A 17,980-nucleotide genomic window follows, 5' to 3' on the forward strand; every position below is an offset into this window, starting at 1 on the left:
CTCCCCCGAGCGTGGGCAAACATAGCCGCAACGCCGCGACCTGCGCGAACCGAGGTACGGCGGAGGGGTCAGCGCCGGCGGGTGTCGCGCCTCGGCCACCGCAGCCCGGAGCGCACGCCCTGACTGGTGGCGCCGTGGAAAATGATCATCACGACAACGCCGACCAGCCCGAGGAACGGGTTCACCAGCCAGCCGAGCACACCGGTCAGGCCGTAGAGGACGAGGCCGACGATCGGGCGGACCTCCTGCACCCGCACCTGGTCCTGGCTGATGGTGTCGGCCCGCAGCGCCGGGTGGCGGCGGACATAGGAGAAGAGCACCCACCAGGGCGCCGACATCAGTGACGCGGCGAACGCGTACAGGACGACCGCCACCCGCAGGTCGTCGGTGTTGCCGTCGGCCAGCGCCGACGCCAGGACGGCGGTGGGGAACGGAATGATCACCACGCCGAAGAGGATGCCGAGGTTGATGGAGCTGAACGCCGGGGTGGTGCCCCGGACCAGTTGCAGCACGGCGTGATGGTTCAGCCAGAGCACCCCGACATAGATGAACGACACGACGAAGGCCAGGTACGACGGCCCTTCGCCGAGGAGCCCCTCGGCCAGCCCGCCCTCGTGGAAATCCGGCACCCGCAGGTCGAGCACCAGCAGGGTGATGACGATGGCGAACACGCCGTCGCTGAACGCCGCCAGACGACCCGCGTCGGTCACCGCGGGATCGCTGTCGCCTGCCTGGATCCCCCGTTGACCTGCGGACATTGCCGCATGCTAACAGTGACGCCGTGACGACCGACCGTGATTGCACGTCGGGACACCCGACCCGAGCCGGTCGCCGGTCTTCAGCCCGGCGACGGGCCGTTGCCTGCCCGCCATGGCGACGGGTTGAAGAGCGGCATTCCGCAGGGTCATATTCATGCCTCTGCGGAATACCGCTCCTCAGCGCGTGCCCGACACTGGATGGTCAGCTGGCGTACGTCTCGAACTCGCCGACCCGGGGCGTACCGCTGGAGCTGTTGATCTTAAAAGTGATCTTGCTCAGCGTCGTCGCGGCGAACGTGATCGCACCCGCACCCGAACCAGAGGCCAGGACGGCGCCGGTGTCGTGGTTGACGAGCTGCCAGGACCCGATGGAGCCCTGGGTCCCGGAGGGTTCCCGGATGATCACGCGGGACACCCCTGTGGCGGATCCCCACTTGATCGAGATCGAACCGGTCGAGCCGGCCGGCGACCAGTAGGTGGCGATGTCGCCGTCGCGCACGTTGCCGTAGCTGGTCCCGCTGGCCTTGCTGGAACCGTCCGCGCCGGTACCCAGGCTGAGATTCGTCCCGCTGGGTGGCGTCGTGGTCGGTGGCGGGGTGGTCGGCGCTGGCGTGGTGGGCGCTGGCGTCTGCGGCGAGCAGCTTCCGTCGGACACCCGCAGACCCGTATTGGCGCCCGCCGTCTGGCCGACGACATTCGGCACGCAGCTCGCGCCGTCCAGCCGGTACGAGTACGGAATGCTGACGGTGGTGGTGGACGTCGGATCGGGGCCGGCGGGGTAGTTGTCGCCGCCGGGGGTGGACCAGGTGACGTTGTCGAAGATGTTGCCGCTGACCTGCCAGTAGCCGCGCTCGTCGGTGTAGAAGGTCCCCAGGACGTCCTTCGAGTTGCGGAAGTGGTTGTTCTCGACCTTGGCTCGGGCACCGGCCCGGGAGTTGATGCCGGACTCGTTCAGGCTCACGTAGCTGTTGTTGTAGATGTGGGCGACGCCGCCGCGCAGCAACGGCGTACGGGAGTCGATGTTCTGGTACAGGTTGTGGTGGAACGTGACGAAGCCGTTCGACAGGTCGCTCTCACTCGACCCGATGAGACCACCGCGCCCCGAGTTGCGCAGGATGCTGTACGACAGGGTCACGTACTGGGTGTCGTTCTTCATGTCGAAGAGGCCGTCGTACCCCTCCGACTCCCCGCCGGACGCCTCCAGCGTCACGTGGTCGACCCAGACGTTGCGGACGGTGCTCTCCATGCCGATGGCGTCCCCGCCGTTGGAGGTCGGCGAACCCGACTTCTTCACGTTCCGGACCGTGACGTTCTGGATGATGATATTGCGGGAGTCACGGATGTGGATGCCCACCTGGTCGAAGACGGCTCCACTGCCGACCCCGATGATGGTGACGTTGCTGATCTGCTTCAGCTCGATCACGCCGTCCGCCGTGCTGCAGCTCGATCCCGACACCTTGCTGGTGTTGCCGTGGTTGATCGTCCCGGTGACCTCGATGGTGAGCGGGGTGCTGCTGCTGGCCCGTCCGCACAGGGCCGCGTGGATCGCGGTGCCCGTACTGGCGCGCACCGTCTGCCCTCCCGCGCCACCGGTGGTCCCGCCGTTCTGGGTGGCGTAACCGGTGGCGGCGCCCACCGCCGCCGCCGGCCGGGGACCCTGCAGAGTCACGCCGGCCGCGACCCCGACGGCCACCGTCACGAGTGCCGCCGGAAGACGGCGTACGAGTGTTGGTCTCATCTCGCCTCACTTTCGAAGAATCGAGTGACGCGTCGATGCCGGAAGGCGTCAGACGACGGCCGTCGCACCACCCGGAATAGGCGACATTCAATTACACATCGATCATCGGCAATACTGTTGCCCTGACGTCCGAGGCGGAGCCGCTGGCCAAGCGGCACGCGATCGGCAGCACCCCGAGGCGCACCCGATCATTCCGGGGACGAAACATCGACGTGACACGATCGTAGGAAAGCGTTTTCCGGGAAGCAACACCTACCGTTTGCAGGTTTGTTGCAGCACGCCCCCAGGCTCCAGTGATCATGAAGTTATCGCCACGACACGCCGACCGCCACGACGGGTTGGGGGCGGGGGCGGGGAGGGGGGAGGGAGGAGGGTCCGGGAGTGGTGGTGTGGCGTTGACACGGGGGCATCGAAAGAAATAAATTCCTGGTTACGAGAAACTGTTTCGCGCGCTCGCTGTGCGGCACTCACCCGCGAGCCGCGAACGAGCAGAGCGGCCGCCCGCCCCGCGAGCCGGTCGACAAAGGAGGGTGCCGCAGTCCCGCCGGACCCGCTCGCCGCATCGTCATCCTCGCGTCGCCGTCCCCGCTCCACCGCCGGCGCGCGGGCCGATCCGGCGTCGACTCCCGGCCGCCGCACCGGCGTTCCCCCGGTGCACCCTCCGTGAAGCGTCGCGCGGCGGGGGGATCGGCGGCTGACACGGCATGTCGAGGGTGACCGGCACGGCTGATCAGGACAGCGGATCCGACCGCCCACCGTCGCGCGCTTGGGAGCGCTCCCGGCGACGCCTGACATACCGCCCGACGCTCTCCGAACCGACCAGCCCGGACGCGTCGGCCGCCACCACCACCTCGGGAGAAGTCTGATGAGAAAACGAAGGGTCACCAACACCGCCCTGGTGTCGGCGGGCGCCGTCCTGCTGGCGTCGACGGCGGTCGCGCTGGCCGCGCCCGCCGGCGCCGCAGCCGCCGGCTGTGCCGTCAACTACGCCGTGTCATCGCAGTGGCAGGGCGGCTTCGGCGCGAACGTCACCATCACCAACCTCGGCGACGCGGTCAGCAGTTGGACGCTGAACTGGTCCTACAGCGCCGGACAGACCGTCACGCAGGCCTGGAACACGACTCTGACGCAGAGCGGCGCCGCGGTCACCGCCAGGAACGTCAGCTACAACGGCGGCATCGCGACCAACGGCACCGTGTCGTTCGGGTTCAACGGCTCGTGGACGGGCAGCAACCCCGATCCGTCCAGCTTCACGCTCAACGGGGTGACCTGCACCGGCGGCACGACGCCGACGACACCGGCCCCGACCACACCGCCGCCCACCACACCGCCTCCGACCACCCCACCCCCGACCACACCGCCGCCCACCGGCCCGGCGGACATCACGGTGAACAGCGGCACCCGGTACCAGACGGTCGACGGGTTCGGGGCCGCGCAGTCCATCTGGGGTAGCGCCTGGTCGACCACCGACACCCAGACGCTCGTCGGTCTCGGCGCCAACCAGCTCGGCCTGTCCATCGTGCGTACCGGCCTCTCGCCGGAGTCCAGCGAGTGGGCGACCCACGTCAACTCGCTGAAGACGGCGAAGGCGTACGGGTCGAACGTGAAGATCCTCGCTTCGCCGTGGACCGCGCCCGCTGCCTGGAAGACCAACAACAGCAGGACCAACGGCGGCAAGCTGAAGACCGACTACTACGACGACTACGCGAACCATCTGAACAGCTATGTCCAGTACATGCGGGGTCAGGGCGTGACCATCGACGTCACGTCCGTGCAGAACGAGCCGGACTGGCACCCCGACTACGACTCGATGGACTGGAGCGGCACCGAGCTGCGCACCTTCGTCCGCGACCAGGGCGCGAAGGTGCAGAACACCAAGCTGATGGTCGCCGAGGCGGTCAACCTGAACTACGGCTACACCGACCCGACCCTGAACGACGCGACCGCCCGGAACAACATCGGTTACATCGGCGGGCACCTGTACGGCACCGAGTCCGCGGGACGGCTGGCCCCGTACAACCTTGCCGCGACGTACAACAAGCCGGTGTGGATGACCGAGTGGAACCTGCACGCGGCGGACGGTGGCGGCTCGAACATCTGGGGCAACCCCAGCAACCTGGCCGTCTGGAACGAGACGCTCGACGACATCATGCGGACCGTGCACAGGTCGATGGAGGCCAACTGGAGCGCCTACATCTGGTGGTACGGCAAGCGCTACTACTCGTTCATCGGTGACGGCGAGGCGGCCTACGGCACCACGGCCGGCGCCCCGCTCAAGCGCGGGTACGCGTTCTCCCAGTACGCGAAGTACGTCCGACCGGGCTACCAGCGCGTGGCCCTGACCAAGAGCTCCAAGGCCTCCCCGCTGGAGGTGACGGCCTACCAGGGCGACGGCAAGATCACGCTGGTCATCCTCAACCGGTCGAACAGCGCGGTCAACAACGCCGTGATCCAGGCGCCGCAGAACGTGAGCAAGGCGGAGTACTACCTGACCTCGCAGAACGCCAACGCGGCGAGCCAGCCGACGAGCGTGAACGGAGGCCAGGCCACCATCAACGTCGGCGCACGGAGCATCTCGACCCTCGTGTTCACGCTCTGACCGCCGCGAGGCGGCGAGCGTGAGCCAGTTCCCTCCGGTCGGGGAGCACCCTCCCCGACCGGAGGGAAGCCCTGCGGCGGGAGCGCCGCGAGGATCACAGGCATGACGACGGCGCCCCGCACGCGCAGCAGCGGCCACGGCCTGACGTACGCCATCCTCGGCTGGGCCGTGGCCTACGGCGGCTTACGCCTGGTGTGGACGGTCGGTGAGCCGCCGGAGTTCCCACCGTTCGGGTTGGACCTGCTCGGATTCACCGGCTGGTGGTCGGTGGCGTTGTGCCTGGCCGCAGGTGCGGTGGCGGTCGCCCTGGACCGTGCGACGACCTGGCGACCGGCGCTCGCGGGACTGGCCTGGACGGTCGCCGGCGCGCTGGTCGCGGCGGCGGCTATCCTGCTGCCGGAGCTGGTGAGCCTGCTGCTGCTCGCGCCCGGCCCGTCCTTCAACCCGCTGGCGTTCGCCAGTCGGCTCGCCTGTGCCACCGGCGCAGCGCTTCTCGGCCTGGCCGTCTTCGGTTATCAGCGCCGCACCCGTGGCGACTGCCCCGACTGCTGCCGGACCATCCGACCCGGCCAACGGCGCTCCACACCCGCGCCGTGGGCACGCTGGGGGGCGTACGTGGCGGTGGCCGGGCTCGTGACCCGCTTCGCGGCACAGGCCGTGGTGGGTTTCGACGACATCGCGCAGAACGCCTCCATCATCGGGTTGGAGATCGGCCTGGTGCTGGCCGGGGTGCTGTTGCCGCTGGCCATGGTGCGGCCCTGGGGCGAGGTGTGGCCGCGCTGGGTGCCTCTGCTCGCCGGCCGTACGATCCCCCGCCGTCTGTTGCTGGTGCCGGGCTTCGGGCTCGGGGCGGCCATCGTCGCCTACTTCGGCATGGGGATGGCGCAGGTGGCGTCGGGGTCGGAAAGCGAGTTCTCCGACGCGTTCCTCTGGGTGGCCATGTCGGCGTACTGCCTCGTGGGGCTCGGCCTCCTCGCCGCGTCCAGCGACTACCACCTGCGTACCCGAAAGGCGTGCCGGGCCTGCGGCCGGTGACCGGCCGCAGGCCCCGCTCAGCTCCGGTCGCGGTCGCCGACCTCACGCCGACCGGACGCCGGCCGGGCAAGGGGATTCTCCCGGGCCGACGTCGTCCGCTGGCCCCGCACCGCGGAGCGTGGCGCGGGCGGGACCGGCATGCGCGGCCTCTCGCCCGTCTCCGCGACGAGGTGCTCGGTCTCCTGCACCAGGTAGTGCGGTCGACGCTTGGTCTCGTAGTAGATCCGGCCGATGTACTCGCCGATCACGCCGAGGATCGTCATCTGGATGCCGCCGAGCCCGATCACGCTGACGATGATCGTCGTGTACCCGGGAACGTCGATGCCCTTCTCGACGGCGTCCGCGACCACCCACGCCATGTAGGCCAGCGCGATGAGGGTGAGGAACATGCCGCCGTAGATGGCCAGGCGCAGGGGCCGGTTGTTGAACGACAACAGGCCGTCGAACGCGTAGTTGAAGAGCTTGCTGAGCGTCCACCTGCTCCGCCCGGCCTGCCGGGTCTCGTTGGGGTGGGCCACCACGGCGGTACGGAAGCCGATCCAGGAGAACAGCCCCTTGGAGAAGCGGTTGTACTCGGGCATCGCCAGTATCGCGTCGACCGCGAGCCGGGACAGCAGGCGGAAGTCGCCCGCGCCGTCCTGGAGGCGCACGTCGATCCACCAGTTGATCATCCGGTAGAAGGACCGGGAGGCGACCATGCGGACGAACCGGTCGCCGCGCCGGTCCCGCCGGGCGATCACCTGGTCGAAGCCCTGCTGGTACAGCGTCACCATCTCGGGCAGCAGCCGGGGCGGATGCTGCAGGTCGGCGTCCATGATGACGACCGCGTCGCCGGTGGCGCGCTGCAAGCCGGCGAGCATCGCCGCCTCCTTGCCGAAGTTGCGGCTCAGCGACGTGTAGCAGACGGTCGGATCGGCGGCGGCGAGCCGGCGCAGCGCGTCGAGGGTGCCGTCCTCGCTGCCGTCGTCGACGTACACCACCTCGACCTCGACGTCGGGCAGCTCGGCGAGAGCGGCGCGCACGGTCTCGTGCAGCCGCTCGACCGACGCCTCCTCGTTGAAGCAGGGCACCACGACGGACAGTCGCATGCTCGTCACCTCACCCCGCCCGTACCCGGGCATCCGCCGCCCACCCGGTCAGAGGTGGTAGACCAGCGTGCCATCGAGATCCTCCCGGGTGATGCCCAACCCGTCGATGGGCCGGGTCGCGATGCTCTCCCACGGCGTCCCCGCGACGCGGCTCGGCACGACCACCACCGACCGCACGCCGATCCCCCGCAGGTGCGCGACGCTGACCGGATCGGGGAACGACGCCACCGCCGTCCGGGTCTGCGCCTGGCTGACCGGCTCGAAGCCGGCCAGACCGTTCGTCACCCGGGGGAATCCGTCGGTCGTCCACAACATGTACGTAAGGTCGCCCAACCCCCCGGCGGGCAGCACGAGGATCGGGTCCTGCACCGTCCGCATCGCGGCCGGGGGCTGTGGCACGGTCGGGTGGGGTGTGTTGTTGACGCCCTCCAGGGTGACCACCGTCAGGGGGATCAGCAGGACCAGCGGAGTGATGGTCCGCGCCCACTGGCGGGGCGTGGACTGCCGCAACGACTCGGCGAGGGCGGTCACCGCGCCGGCGGCCAGCACCGCGAGCAGCAGACTCGTCCAGTGCATCATCCGGCCGGGCGTCCGCAGCGCGTCCCAGCCCGGCAGGAGCGTGGACAGGGTCAGGTAACCCGGGTCCCCGTCACCGCCGAGGGTGGCGCCGAGGCCCAGCAGCACCGTGCCGACCACGCCGAGCCCCAGCGCGACCCGGTGCCGCAGCGGGTACGCCGAGAGGAACAGCCCCGCCGCGGCCAGCCCGATCACCATCATGCCCGGCAGCAGCGCCATCTCCGGCGGCCAGGAGAGCTGTTCGCGCGCGCCGGCGTGCCGCTCACCCCACAACCACGAGTCGGCCGGCGCGGTGACGAACCCGATCAGCGGGGGCGAGAACATCTTCGTCCAGTCCAGTGTCCGCTCGGCCTGCGGGTTGAGGTCGACGACGCGCAGGTAGACCATGCCCAGCAGCAGCGTCACCAGACCGAACACCCCGCCGCCGACGAGATCCGCGACCAGCAGTCGCCGGCCGAACGGGGGCCGTTCCCGCTTGCGCCACCAGGACCAGCCGTAGCAGCCGGCCGCGACGAGGACCGTGGCCAGCAGGAAGTAGACCAGCGGCAGGCCGATGCCGAAGCCGAGGCTGACCTGCCACGCGGCGACGAGCCACCCGGCCACCGCCCAGCCGGGCCTGCGCAGCTCGGGCCGGTACCCGTGGCGCAGCGACCAGCCGTGACCACGGGCCAACATGGCCAGCGACAGCGCGATACCCGCGCTGGACAGGATGTTCAGGTGCCCCGAGTGCGCCAGCCGCCAGGGCGCGTACGCCCAGGCGATGCCGGCGACCGCGCCGCCCCACCGGTTCGCGCCGAGCTGCCGCGCCAGGGCGTACGCCCCGAACGACGCCAGCGCGTGCAGCAGCACGTACAGCAGGTTGTAGTGGATCACGGCGGCCGTGAAGCCGGAGCCGAGCATCCCCATCGGGGCGTAACCGAGCAGGGTGTCGCTGTAGGCGTACGTGTACGTCTCGGGGTAGAACGTGTTCGAGTTCCAGAGATCGGCCGGGCTGCTCAGCAGAGCGTGCCCCGCCCAGGCGACCTGCCACGCCTGTAACAGCGGATCACCCAGATCGCCGGGGATCGTGCTCGCCGGGTGACGCATGGTCGGCCAGGTCAGCACCACCGCCAGCAGCAGACTCGCCGCCACCGCAACGGTCCATTCGGAACGCGCCCAGTTCCATCGACCCCAGTCGGCCGGTGGCCGATCGTCGGGGATCTCCTCGGGAGGTACGTCTTCCGAGGTTGGCGGAGGGGTGGCGGACCGGATAATCATGAAATCGATGCTCTCCAATAGTGCCGGGCTTGTCCATGCGTTGTCCGAAGCGTGGCGTGTTCTCGCGCACCACGCAACGGCCGCACACCAATAGACGTCGTGGGGAGCGGCGACGGTGGCACGGACGACGAGCGTCCGCGCCACCGCGCTGCCGATCCGACCGACGGACGATCAGCCGATTCTGATCAACTGCCACTGCTGGTTGTTGCCGCCCCAGTCCGCGTACTGCACCACGTTGCCGCCGTCGGCGGTGGACGCGCCCTGCACCTCGACGGCCTTGCCGCTGTTGCGGTTGATGAGGCGCACGTAGCCCCCGGAATCCGCCAGCCGGAACTGCTGGTTCGTGCCGTTGCCGTCGGTCCACTGCACGATCGCGGCCGAGTCGGCGGTCGAGCGGTTGTAGACGTCCAGCACCTTGCCGGAGTTACGGGACTTCAGTCGGTAGTAGCCGCTGCCGGAGTCGACGAACTGCCACTGCTGCCACGCACCGTCGTTGCGGCTCCACTGGTCGATCCGGGCGCCGTCGCCGGTTGCCCGCTCGTACACGTCCAGGGCCTTGCCGCTGTTGCGGTTGATCAGGACGTACCAGGCGGTGGTGTCGACCGGCGAGCCCGGCGGCGGGGTGGTCGGGGTGCCGCTGCCCGCGTTGAGGGCGTTCAGGACGGAGGTGTACGCCGCCTTCTTGTTGCCCGACCGGTCGAACAGCAGGGCGTTGTCCGAGCCGCGCCACGAGTCGCTGTCCCGTACGCCCCAGGTGGTGATGCCGGTGCAGCGCGCGACGGCGAGGCAGGCCCGGGTCACCGAGGCGTAGATGTTCGCCTGGTTGGAGCCGGTCATCACGTCGAGCTCGGTGATCTGGACGTCGACGCCGAGGTCGGCGAAGCGCTGCAGGTTGGCCTGGTAGTCACCCGGCACCGTGGTGCCGAGGTGGGACTGGAAGCCGACGCAGTCGATCGGCACGCCGCGGGACTTGAAGTCGCGGACCATGTTGTAGATGCCGGTGGACTTCGCGTTGACGCCGTCGGTGTTGTAGTCGTTGTAGCAGAGCTTGGCGCCCGGGTCGGCGGCGCGGGCGGCGCGGAACGCGGCCTCGATCCAGTCGTTGCCGGTGCGTTGCAGGTTCGAGTCGCGTCGGCCGCCGCTGCCGCCGTCGGCGAACGCCTCGTTCACCACGTCCCAGGCGTAGATCTTGCCGCGGAAGTGGGTGGCGACCTGGGTGACGTGGTTGATGGCGGCGTTGCGCAGCGCGGTGCCGGACATGCCCTGCGCCCAACCCGGCTGCTGGGCGTGCCACAACAGCGCGTGCCCCCGCACGCTCATGCCGTTGGCCTGCGCGTGACTGACGAGACGGTCACCACCTGTGTAGCTGAACCGACCCTGCTGGGGCTCGGTGGCGTCCCACTTCATCTCGTTCTCGGGGGTGACGCTGTTGAACTCGCCGTTCAGGATGCTGACGTACTGGCCGTCGGAGAGCTTGCCCGTCGCGACGGCGGCGCCGAAGTAGCGGCCCTTCTCGGCCGCCGACGCCTTCAACGTCGTTCCGGCGCTCGCCATGGGCGCCAGCGCGACCGTCATACCCGCGGTCAGCGCGACCGCGAGGGTCGCCGTCGCCAGCAGAGCTTTTCTAGGTCTCATGTCGATCCTTCTCAGTGGGTGCATCGGCGGTGGTGCGGTGCCACTTCGCTCAGGACGACCTGTTCCCGGCGGCGCGCGCCGGCTGGACCAAGGAATCCGGGACGGTCATCCTGGGCCACCTCGCACCGGCGCACGCGTGATCGGCCGACGTTCGCCGGAAACCACACGAGTCCTGAGACGGCGTCCGTTGCCCGTGGGACGCCGTACGTCGAGGCGCGACCACGGGACCCGCCCGGTGAGCCACCGACGCCGTCGACCTCTGCATCGAGAGTGAGCGATAACATGCTGTTCGTCAAGACGTAACGAGCCGGACATACACCCCGTGGTCGACATCGGCTCACGACGATGCCGCAGCGGGATCACAGCGGCGGAACCGCGTCGTCGGCACGACGGACACGATCCTTGTTATCGCTCACAGGGCCGACCTGCCCGCTCGTACACCGCGAAGGACGTCGATCGGCCGGCGACAGGTGTAGCACGAGTTCCCGAGGGGCAACAATCCGCGCATGGGTGGGACGCCGCGGATCGCCGAGCGACGGCTCGGACGGGCGCGTCGACGTGCCGGGGCGGATCCGACGCGACCGTCGGCGGCGCCCGCGTGACGCCGCCGGAGCACTGCCCGCCGCCGGTGGCGCTCGGCGCGGTGGCGCTCGGCGCGGCCGCGCTGGCGGTGGCCCTGGGCGCCGAACCCGCCTCGGCCGAGCCGACGCCGATCCGGACACCGGCGACCACCGGCCCGACGGGAACCGCCACCGCTTCGGGGATCGCCGGATCGCTGGTGCAGGGACTCCTCGACACTCCGCCGCGGATCGACCTGCCACTGCCGACGGCGCTTCCCCTGCCCCTGCCGACGACTGTCCCGGTGCCTTCGGCAGTTCCTCTGCCGACGGCGGTCCCCCTGCCGACCGCCACCTCCCTGCCGCTGCCGAAGGTCACCGTGCCACCGGCGTCGGCGGACGAAACAACCGCTGCACCGCCCACCCGCACACCCCGTACCCGACGACCGTCACCGCCACCCGACGCCCGCACGCCGGTCGCGCGTCCCACCCCACCGTCGTCGCCACCGGTGACGGTGCGCGCATCCCACGCCGACCCCGCCGACCGTCGCGTGCCCGTGCGCAGGCGGACGGAGATGACGGCCGAACCGTCACCGACGCCGGTCCCTCTCCCTCTTCCCCTACCGGCGCAACCGGCGCTCGTACCGGCAGTCGTGTCCGCGCCCACCAACACCGGCGGCGGGGGCGCCGACCTGAAAGCGTCGACGACCGATGCGCCGCCGTCCGTCGGGCCGCTGCGCCGAGGACGTGCCATCGGTCCCCTCGACAGTCGGGCCACCAGTCGACCCGTCGAACGGGGTCCCCCGCCACCCCGGCAGCTCCTGATCACCCATCCACGTCCACGACGTTGATCAGGAGAGATCATGGAGCTAGCCATCATCTGGGTACCCGCCGACATCGAGCCGTCGGAACACGCGATCGCGACCTGTCTGGACCACCTGCGCCGACACGACTACCGGCTGAACGGAATCATCCGCGCACCGTGGGAGACCGTCGAGCAGAAGATGGTCGACGGCGAGGTGGACGTGGTCGTCATCGCCGACCCCGCCCACCTCCCGCCGGACCGGTCGCCCCGGATCGAGGTGGCCACGTCGCCACCGCGTACGGACGAGGACCGTCCGACGCTCGACACGCCGTTCGGCTGACGCCACGAAGCGCCCCGTCCACACCGGACGGGGCGCTTCGTCGTGCGGTCGGTGGCCGGGCCGCGCCGGGCTGCGACCACGTCCGACAGGTGCCGGCCCGCCGGCGGGTCAGTCGGGCGTCGGCGCGGGCTCGGACACGTGGGCGGTGACGATCCGCCAACCGACGGGCAGGCGTACCCAGGTCTGGCTCTGCCGTCCGGTGACGCCGCTGCCGGCGTACCCGAATCGGGTCGTCACGACCGCGAGGTCCGCGCCGAACGTGCTGATCCTCGTCTCGACCAGCCGGCGGCCGGGCGGCAGCGGTGGCTGCACGGCCCGCCACTTGCGCTGTTCGTCCAGCCCGTACTGATGGTCGGCGAGGCCGAACCGCACCGTCCGGTCGGAGTCCCAGAAGTACCCGCAGATCGCCTCGGCGTCACCGTCGACGAGCGCCCGTTCGTATCCGGCGAAGGCCGCCGCCACCTCGGTGACCACGTCCGCGCGATCGATCTCCATCCGGTACGTCCTCTCCATCTCCTCGCCCGGCCCGACCCTCAGCCCCGCACCGCTGCGGCCTGCTGCTCGTCGGCCGCCCGATCGGCGGCGGGCACGGACGCCTCGTCCATCTCGGCCTCCCCCGGGTCGGGCTCACGCGGCGTCGGCCGGCCGAGCGCGAAGACCCCGCAGATCACCGCGACGAAGAGGTAGCCGAGCGCCACCTCACCGTTGGCGTTCCACTCGATCCGCTCGCCGTGGATCAGCCCGACGAACGACAGCACCGCGCCGGAGCCGGCGAAGATCGCGGCGCGGACGAACCGCTTGTCGATGACGAAGACCACCACCGCGCCGAGCACCAGGCCGGCGAGGATGGCGCCCTGACCCAGCACCAACAGCCCGTCGTACACGACGCCGGCGCCGTTGAGCGCGTCGTCACCCACCGCGGCGGCGCTGGTGCCGGCCGCCGCCAGCGCGTTGTCGATCTGCCCGGTCGCCCAGGCCGCGATGTTCGGCACCAACGCGGCGACCACGGCCGCGGCGTGCGCCCGCGGCGTCGCCTGGAACGCCTGCGCCCCGATCAGCAGGCCGATGTAGAGCAGGATCGGCACGATGGCCGCCGTCGGGAAGATCGCCGCGAGCAGTCCAAACATGCCGAGGAAACAGAGCACCGCGATCACCACGCCGGTCGCCATCGAGTAGCCGCTGCGGCCACCCGCAGCCTTCCAGCCCGGGTGGCCGACGTAGACGGCGGGCGGGAACGGCGAGCCGAGCGCCGCGCCGATCACCGCGCCAGCGCCGTCGGCCAGCAGGACACTGCGCAGGTTGTAGTTGTCCCCCGCCGTCGCCGCGCTCTCCACGTTCGTCATGCCCTCGGTGAAGTTGTAGACGCCGAGAGGGATGGCCGTCGCCAGCAGCGGCGCCATGTCGGACAGCCCGGTGAACAGCAGGTCGAGCTTGAACGAGGGTACGGCGACGGCGATGTCCCGGGCGGCCGCTGTCACGTCCGGTACCGACATCGCCCCGCCGACCCAGCCGATCGCAGTGCCCACCAGCAGGGCCGCGAGCCCGATCGGGAAGTTGAACGGCAGTTTCACGTCGGTGAGCAGGCCGATGAGCAGCAACGCGAAGACCGGCAGGGCCACCCAGGCCATCCGCCACATCTGCCCGGCCGGGTTCATCGAGATGAAGGTGATCGAGATCCCCGCGAGCGTGCCGAGCAGCGCCGCCCGGGGCGCGTACCGGCGGATGTAGGGCCCGACGAACGCGCCGATCAGCACGATCACGCCGATGATGAAGGCCCACGCCAGCCCGGCCTCCCAGGCTCGCACCGGGTCCTGGGTACGCAGGTAGATCGGGAGCATGATGACGAAGATGACGATGAACATGTGCGGCACGCTCGGCCCGTACGGCAGTGCCGTCACGTCGACGCGGTTCTCCCGACGGGCCAGGCGGCGGGCCAGGTAGGTGTAGTAGATGTTGCCGGCGACCAGGGCGATGCCGAGCGCCGGCAGGATGGTGCCGAACACCTCCCCCTCGGGCAGCTTCACCACCCCGATGCAGAGCCCGGTCAGGGTGAGCACGTTGACCAGGACGTTGACGCCGAAACCGAAGAACGCGTTGGTGTCGCCGCGCACCCAGAACGGGAGCGGGACGACGGTGGGCTTCGAGGAGACCATGGCTACTCCCGGTCAGGAGGAGGGTTGCAACGCGGAGGTGGTGGGCAGCACGGCGCGGACCTGCGTCGAGTCGGCGACCCACCCGAAGATCCCGCCCTGGGCGGCGATCATGTCGAGCCCGACCCGGTGGAACTCGGGAAAGTAGGACCCGACGCAGTCGGCGAGTACGAGGCACTCGTACCCACGGTCGTTGGCCTCGCGGACGGTGGTGTGCACGCACACCTCGGTGGTGACCCCGGCGACCAGGAGGCTCCGGATGCCCCGCTCGGCGAGCAGGACGTCCAGGTCGGTGGCGTGGAACGCGCCCTTGCCGGGCTTGTCGACGACCGGTTCGCCCGGCAGTGGCGCGAGTTCGTCAATGATGTCGTGGCCGTACTCGCCACGGATCAGGATCCGGCCTGTGGGTCCGGGATCGCCGATCCGTTTGCTCGGCGCGCCCCTGGTGAGCTTGGCGGGTGGGCAGTCGGACAGGTCGGGCAGGTGGCCCTCGCGGGTGTGCACGACGGCCAGGCCGACCGCGCGGGCGTCGGCCAGCAGGGCCGCGAGCGGCGCGATGGTACGACGCAACTGGCTCACGTCGTTGCCGAGGCTCTCACCGAACCCGCCCGGCTCCAGGAAGTCCCGCTGCATGTCGATGACGAGCAGTGCGGTGGTCGAGATGTCGAAGGAGTACGGGCCGGGTCGCGCGGCGGCGATGGTCGGCATGGCTCACCTCACTTCGCCGTGGCGGCGATGACGTCGTCGGATGTGGCGACGCAGCCGAAGACGCCGCCCTGCATGGTGACCATGTGCAGGGCGGCCTCGTGGTTGGCCTTGTCGGTGGCGCCGGTGCAGTCGGCCAGGATCAGGCACTCGTACCCCCGGTCGTTCGCCTCGCGCATCGTGGTGTGCACGCAGACGTCGGTGGTGATGCCCGTGAGGATCAGGTGGGTGACGCCCCGGGTCCGGAGCACGAGGTCGAGGTTGGTGGCGTAGAAGGCGCCCTTGCCGGGCTTGTCGATGATCACCTCGCCGGGCAGCGCGGCGACCTCGGGCACGATCTCCCATCCCGGCTCGCCGCGTACGAGGATCCGGCCGGCCGGACCGGCGCCGCCGATCTCCGCGCCGATGCGGGCCGAGCGCCAGCGCTTGTTCGCCGGCAGGTCGGACAGGTCGGGGTCGTGTCCCTCGCGGGTGTGCACGATCAGCATCCCGAGCGACCGGGCGTGCTCCAGCAGCCGGGCGGTGGCCGGCAGGCCGGCCCGGGTGAGGCCGATGTCGTAGCCCATGGCGTCGACGTAACCGCCCGGCCCGCAGAAGTCGGTCTGCCAGTCGATGCAGAGCAGCGCGGTACGCGCGGTGTCGACGACTCCGTCGTACGGCCACGGGTAGGGGTTGGCCGGTACCGGCCCGATGCTTCCCATCCTCTCGCCTCCTGTCGTGTTCGCTGGTGCGGCCCGCTTCAACGCCGAGCCGCCGAGCGGCGGTAGGCCCGCCATCCACCGCTGGCGCTGATGTCCTCGGCCGGCGGGCCGGCGGCGTACGCCTCGCAGAGGAAGCCGAGCACGTCGCGCCCGTCGTGCAGCCGGACCCAGCCGAGCGAGAGGGGCGCCGGCACGCCGGCCAGCAGCCCACCGAGCGCGGCGCTGGGCAGCCGCCACAGTTCGACCTCGATCGGGTGACCCGTCGCGGTGTCCGGGGCGACCCGGACCAGCCCCGGCAGTCCCTCGCCGTCTGCGGTGTCCATCCGGTAGAGCCGGTAGAGCGGCGCGGTACGGGCGGCGCCCGCGAAAGTCCCGCCGTATCCGAGCAGTTCGCTGTTGCGGGACTCGCCGCTCAGGTGCCGGCCGACCACGGCGATCAGCACCTCGGCCGGGGGCGCGGCGGACGTCGCGCCGACCGCCGGTCCGGGCACGGCGTCGCCGCCCGTGGTGAGGGTCGCGGCGAGCCGGGCCAGGGTGGTGTCGCTGAACGCCGGGCCGAGCAGGGTGAGGCTCGCCGGGCGGCCGCTGGCGGTGAAGCCGTTGGGTACGGTCACCGCCGCCAGGTCGAGCAGGTTGGCGAACTGGGTGTAGCGGCCCAGCGTGGCGTTGCGCCCGATCGGGTCCTCGGCGATCTCGTCGAGCGTGAACGTGGTGCCGACGGTCGGCACGACCACCACGTCGACGTCCTGCCAGAGCCGCTCGACCTGGGCGCGCAGCTCCCGCAGGCGGTGCTGCGCCCGGAAGGCGTCGACCGCGTCGTAGCGCCGGCCGGTCTCGAGCACGGTCCGGGTGACCGTCAACACCGACTCCGGGCGGGACCGCAGGAAGTCACCCAGGCCGACGAGCCGCTCGGCCACCCAGGGCCCCTGGTAGAGCAGGTCACCCGCCGCGAAGAAGGGGCCGAGCGGCACCGACCGCAGAGATCCGACGAGGGTACGCAGCAGTTGCACCCCGGCGGCGAAGCGGGCCTCCTGCCCGGTGTCACCGAAGAACTCGAGGTCTTCTGCCCAGGGCACCCCGAGGCGTAGCGTGCCGGGCATGCGGGCGACCACCCGCTCCGCCGGTAACGGACGACCCCACGGGTCGGCCGGGGTGACGCCACGGGCGGCGTGCAGCACGTCGACGGCGCCCGCCACGTCGGGGGCGAAGACCGACACGCAGTCGAGGGATCGGCACGCGGGGACCACGCCGGCCGTGCCGAGCAGACCGCGGGTGGGCTTGAGGCCGACGATCCCGTTCAGCGCCGCCGGCACCCGGCCCGAGCCGGCGGTGTCCGTACCCAGGGCGAAGCTGACCTGGCCGGCGGCCACCGCGACCGCTGAACCGGAGCTGGAGCCGCCGGAGATGAGGCCGCCGCCGAAGACGCTCTCGCAACTGCCGTACGGCGAGCGGGCGCCGGTCAGGCCGGTGGCGAACTGGTCCAGATTGGTCTTGCCGACGAGCAGCGCGCCGGCGTCGAGCAGTCGGCGCACGACCGGCGCGTCCTTCGCCGCCTCGTACCCGAAGTCGGGGCAACCGGCCGTCGTGACCATGCCGGCGACGTCGATGTTGTCCTTGACCGCGAACGGGATGCCGTACAGCGGGGACGCGGGATCACCGTGGCGGGTCAGCGCCTCGGCACGGGCCCGCAGCTCGTCGGCCGGCACGGTGCTGATCCAGACCGGCCCGTCGGCGCTCCCGGCCAGCCCGTCGAGTACGCGTTCGACCTGGTCCGTCGGGGTCAGGCGACCCTCGCGGTACGCCGTCCGCAGGTCCGAGATGGATCCGACTGGCTCTGGCATACAGTCGATTGTCGACCGTTCTGTTACAGCGGACGGCGCGTTCTGTAACGGAGACATGACGGCCGACCAACCGCCGGCTGGGCCTGTTTCACGAGGGGCGGCCGAGCCGAGGGCGAAGTCGGGCGGCGATCCGGCAGGGCGCGGTGGCGCGGCCAGGCGACGCCCGTCCGGGCCGGACGGGCGCCGCCGGCGTTG

Annotated in this window: 13 protein-coding genes; 3 read left to right on the plus strand and 10 right to left on the minus strand. The window is 70.7% G+C overall.

All coding sequences use genetic code 11. The features are described from left to right. Positions 1–68 precede the first annotated feature (68 nt). Both ACTFTM_RS19565 and ACTFTM_RS19570 read right to left on the minus strand, forming a co-directional pair. Positions 69–758 carry a TMEM175 family protein gene (locus ACTFTM_RS19565; protein ID WP_449561922.1) on the minus strand — a complete coding sequence of 230 codons (690 nt, stop codon included), beginning with the start codon at positions 756–758 and terminating at the stop codon, positions 69–71. Positions 759–960: 202 nt separating this feature from the next. Beyond that, positions 961–2,496 (minus strand): pectate lyase family protein, encoded by a 1,536-nt coding sequence (locus tag ACTFTM_RS19570; protein ID WP_449561923.1) that lies wholly within the window; start codon positions 2,494–2,496, stop codon positions 961–963. A gap of 865 nt (positions 2,497–3,361) precedes the next feature. Here ACTFTM_RS19570 and ACTFTM_RS19575 point away from each other — a divergent pair. Next, positions 3,362–5,095, plus strand: coding sequence for a cellulose binding domain-containing protein (locus ACTFTM_RS19575; RefSeq protein ID WP_449561924.1), 1,734 nt, complete (start codon positions 3,362–3,364; stop codon positions 5,093–5,095). Between the two features lie 102 nt (positions 5,096–5,197). Further along, positions 5,198–6,130 carry a hypothetical protein gene (locus ACTFTM_RS19580; protein WP_449561925.1) on the plus strand — a complete coding sequence of 311 codons (933 nt, stop codon included), beginning with the start codon at positions 5,198–5,200 and terminating at the stop codon, positions 6,128–6,130. Between the two features lie 17 nt (positions 6,131–6,147). Here the strand turns inward: ACTFTM_RS19580 and ACTFTM_RS19585 are convergent, their stop codons facing one another. From ACTFTM_RS19585 to ACTFTM_RS19595, 3 genes are all read right to left on the minus strand, one after another. Continuing rightward, positions 6,148–7,227, minus strand: a complete 1,080-nt coding sequence (locus tag ACTFTM_RS19585) for a glycosyltransferase family 2 protein (RefSeq protein WP_449566676.1) — start codon at positions 7,225–7,227, stop codon at positions 6,148–6,150. A 39-nt stretch (positions 7,228–7,266) separates the two neighbouring features. Further along, positions 7,267–9,051, minus strand: a complete 1,785-nt coding sequence (locus ACTFTM_RS19590; protein WP_449561926.1) for a hypothetical protein — start codon at positions 9,049–9,051, stop codon at positions 7,267–7,269. Between the two features lie 171 nt (positions 9,052–9,222). Next, complete coding sequence (locus ACTFTM_RS19595; RefSeq protein WP_449561927.1) at positions 9,223–10,686, minus strand: endo-1,4-beta-xylanase; 1,464 nt, start codon at positions 10,684–10,686, stop codon at positions 9,223–9,225. Positions 10,687–12,106: 1,420 nt separating this feature from the next. Between ACTFTM_RS19595 and ACTFTM_RS19600 the strand changes: the two genes are divergently transcribed. Then, positions 12,107–12,388, plus strand: a complete 282-nt coding sequence (locus ACTFTM_RS19600; RefSeq protein WP_449561928.1) for a hypothetical protein — start codon at positions 12,107–12,109, stop codon at positions 12,386–12,388. 108 nt (positions 12,389–12,496) lie between these two features. Here the strand turns inward: ACTFTM_RS19600 and ACTFTM_RS19605 are convergent, their stop codons facing one another. Genes ACTFTM_RS19605 through atzF form a run of 5 tightly spaced genes read right to left on the minus strand, consistent with a single transcriptional unit; the run spans position 12,497 to position 17,785 of the window. Next, positions 12,497–12,883, minus strand: coding sequence for an AtzH-like domain-containing protein (locus ACTFTM_RS19605; RefSeq protein WP_449561929.1), 387 nt, complete (start codon positions 12,881–12,883; stop codon positions 12,497–12,499). Positions 12,884–12,921: 38 nt separating this feature from the next. After that, positions 12,922–14,541 (minus strand): regulator, encoded by a 1,620-nt coding sequence (locus tag ACTFTM_RS19610; protein WP_449561930.1) that lies wholly within the window; start codon positions 14,539–14,541, stop codon positions 12,922–12,924. Positions 14,542–14,553: 12 nt separating this feature from the next. Then, positions 14,554–15,246 (minus strand): cysteine hydrolase family protein, encoded by a 693-nt coding sequence (locus tag ACTFTM_RS19615; RefSeq protein ID WP_449561931.1) that lies wholly within the window; start codon positions 15,244–15,246, stop codon positions 14,554–14,556. An 8-nt stretch (positions 15,247–15,254) separates the two neighbouring features. After that, on the minus strand, positions 15,255–15,944 hold the full coding sequence (biuH, locus tag ACTFTM_RS19620) for a biuret amidohydrolase (protein WP_449561932.1): 690 nt from the start codon (positions 15,942–15,944) through the stop codon (positions 15,255–15,257). Positions 15,945–15,982: 38 nt separating this feature from the next. After that, positions 15,983–17,785 carry an allophanate hydrolase gene (atzF, locus tag ACTFTM_RS19625; RefSeq protein WP_449561933.1) on the minus strand — a complete coding sequence of 601 codons (1,803 nt, stop codon included), beginning with the start codon at positions 17,783–17,785 and terminating at the stop codon, positions 15,983–15,985. Between the last annotated feature and the right edge of the window lie 195 nt (positions 17,786–17,980).

The organism is Micromonospora sp. RB23, assembly GCF_053585025.1.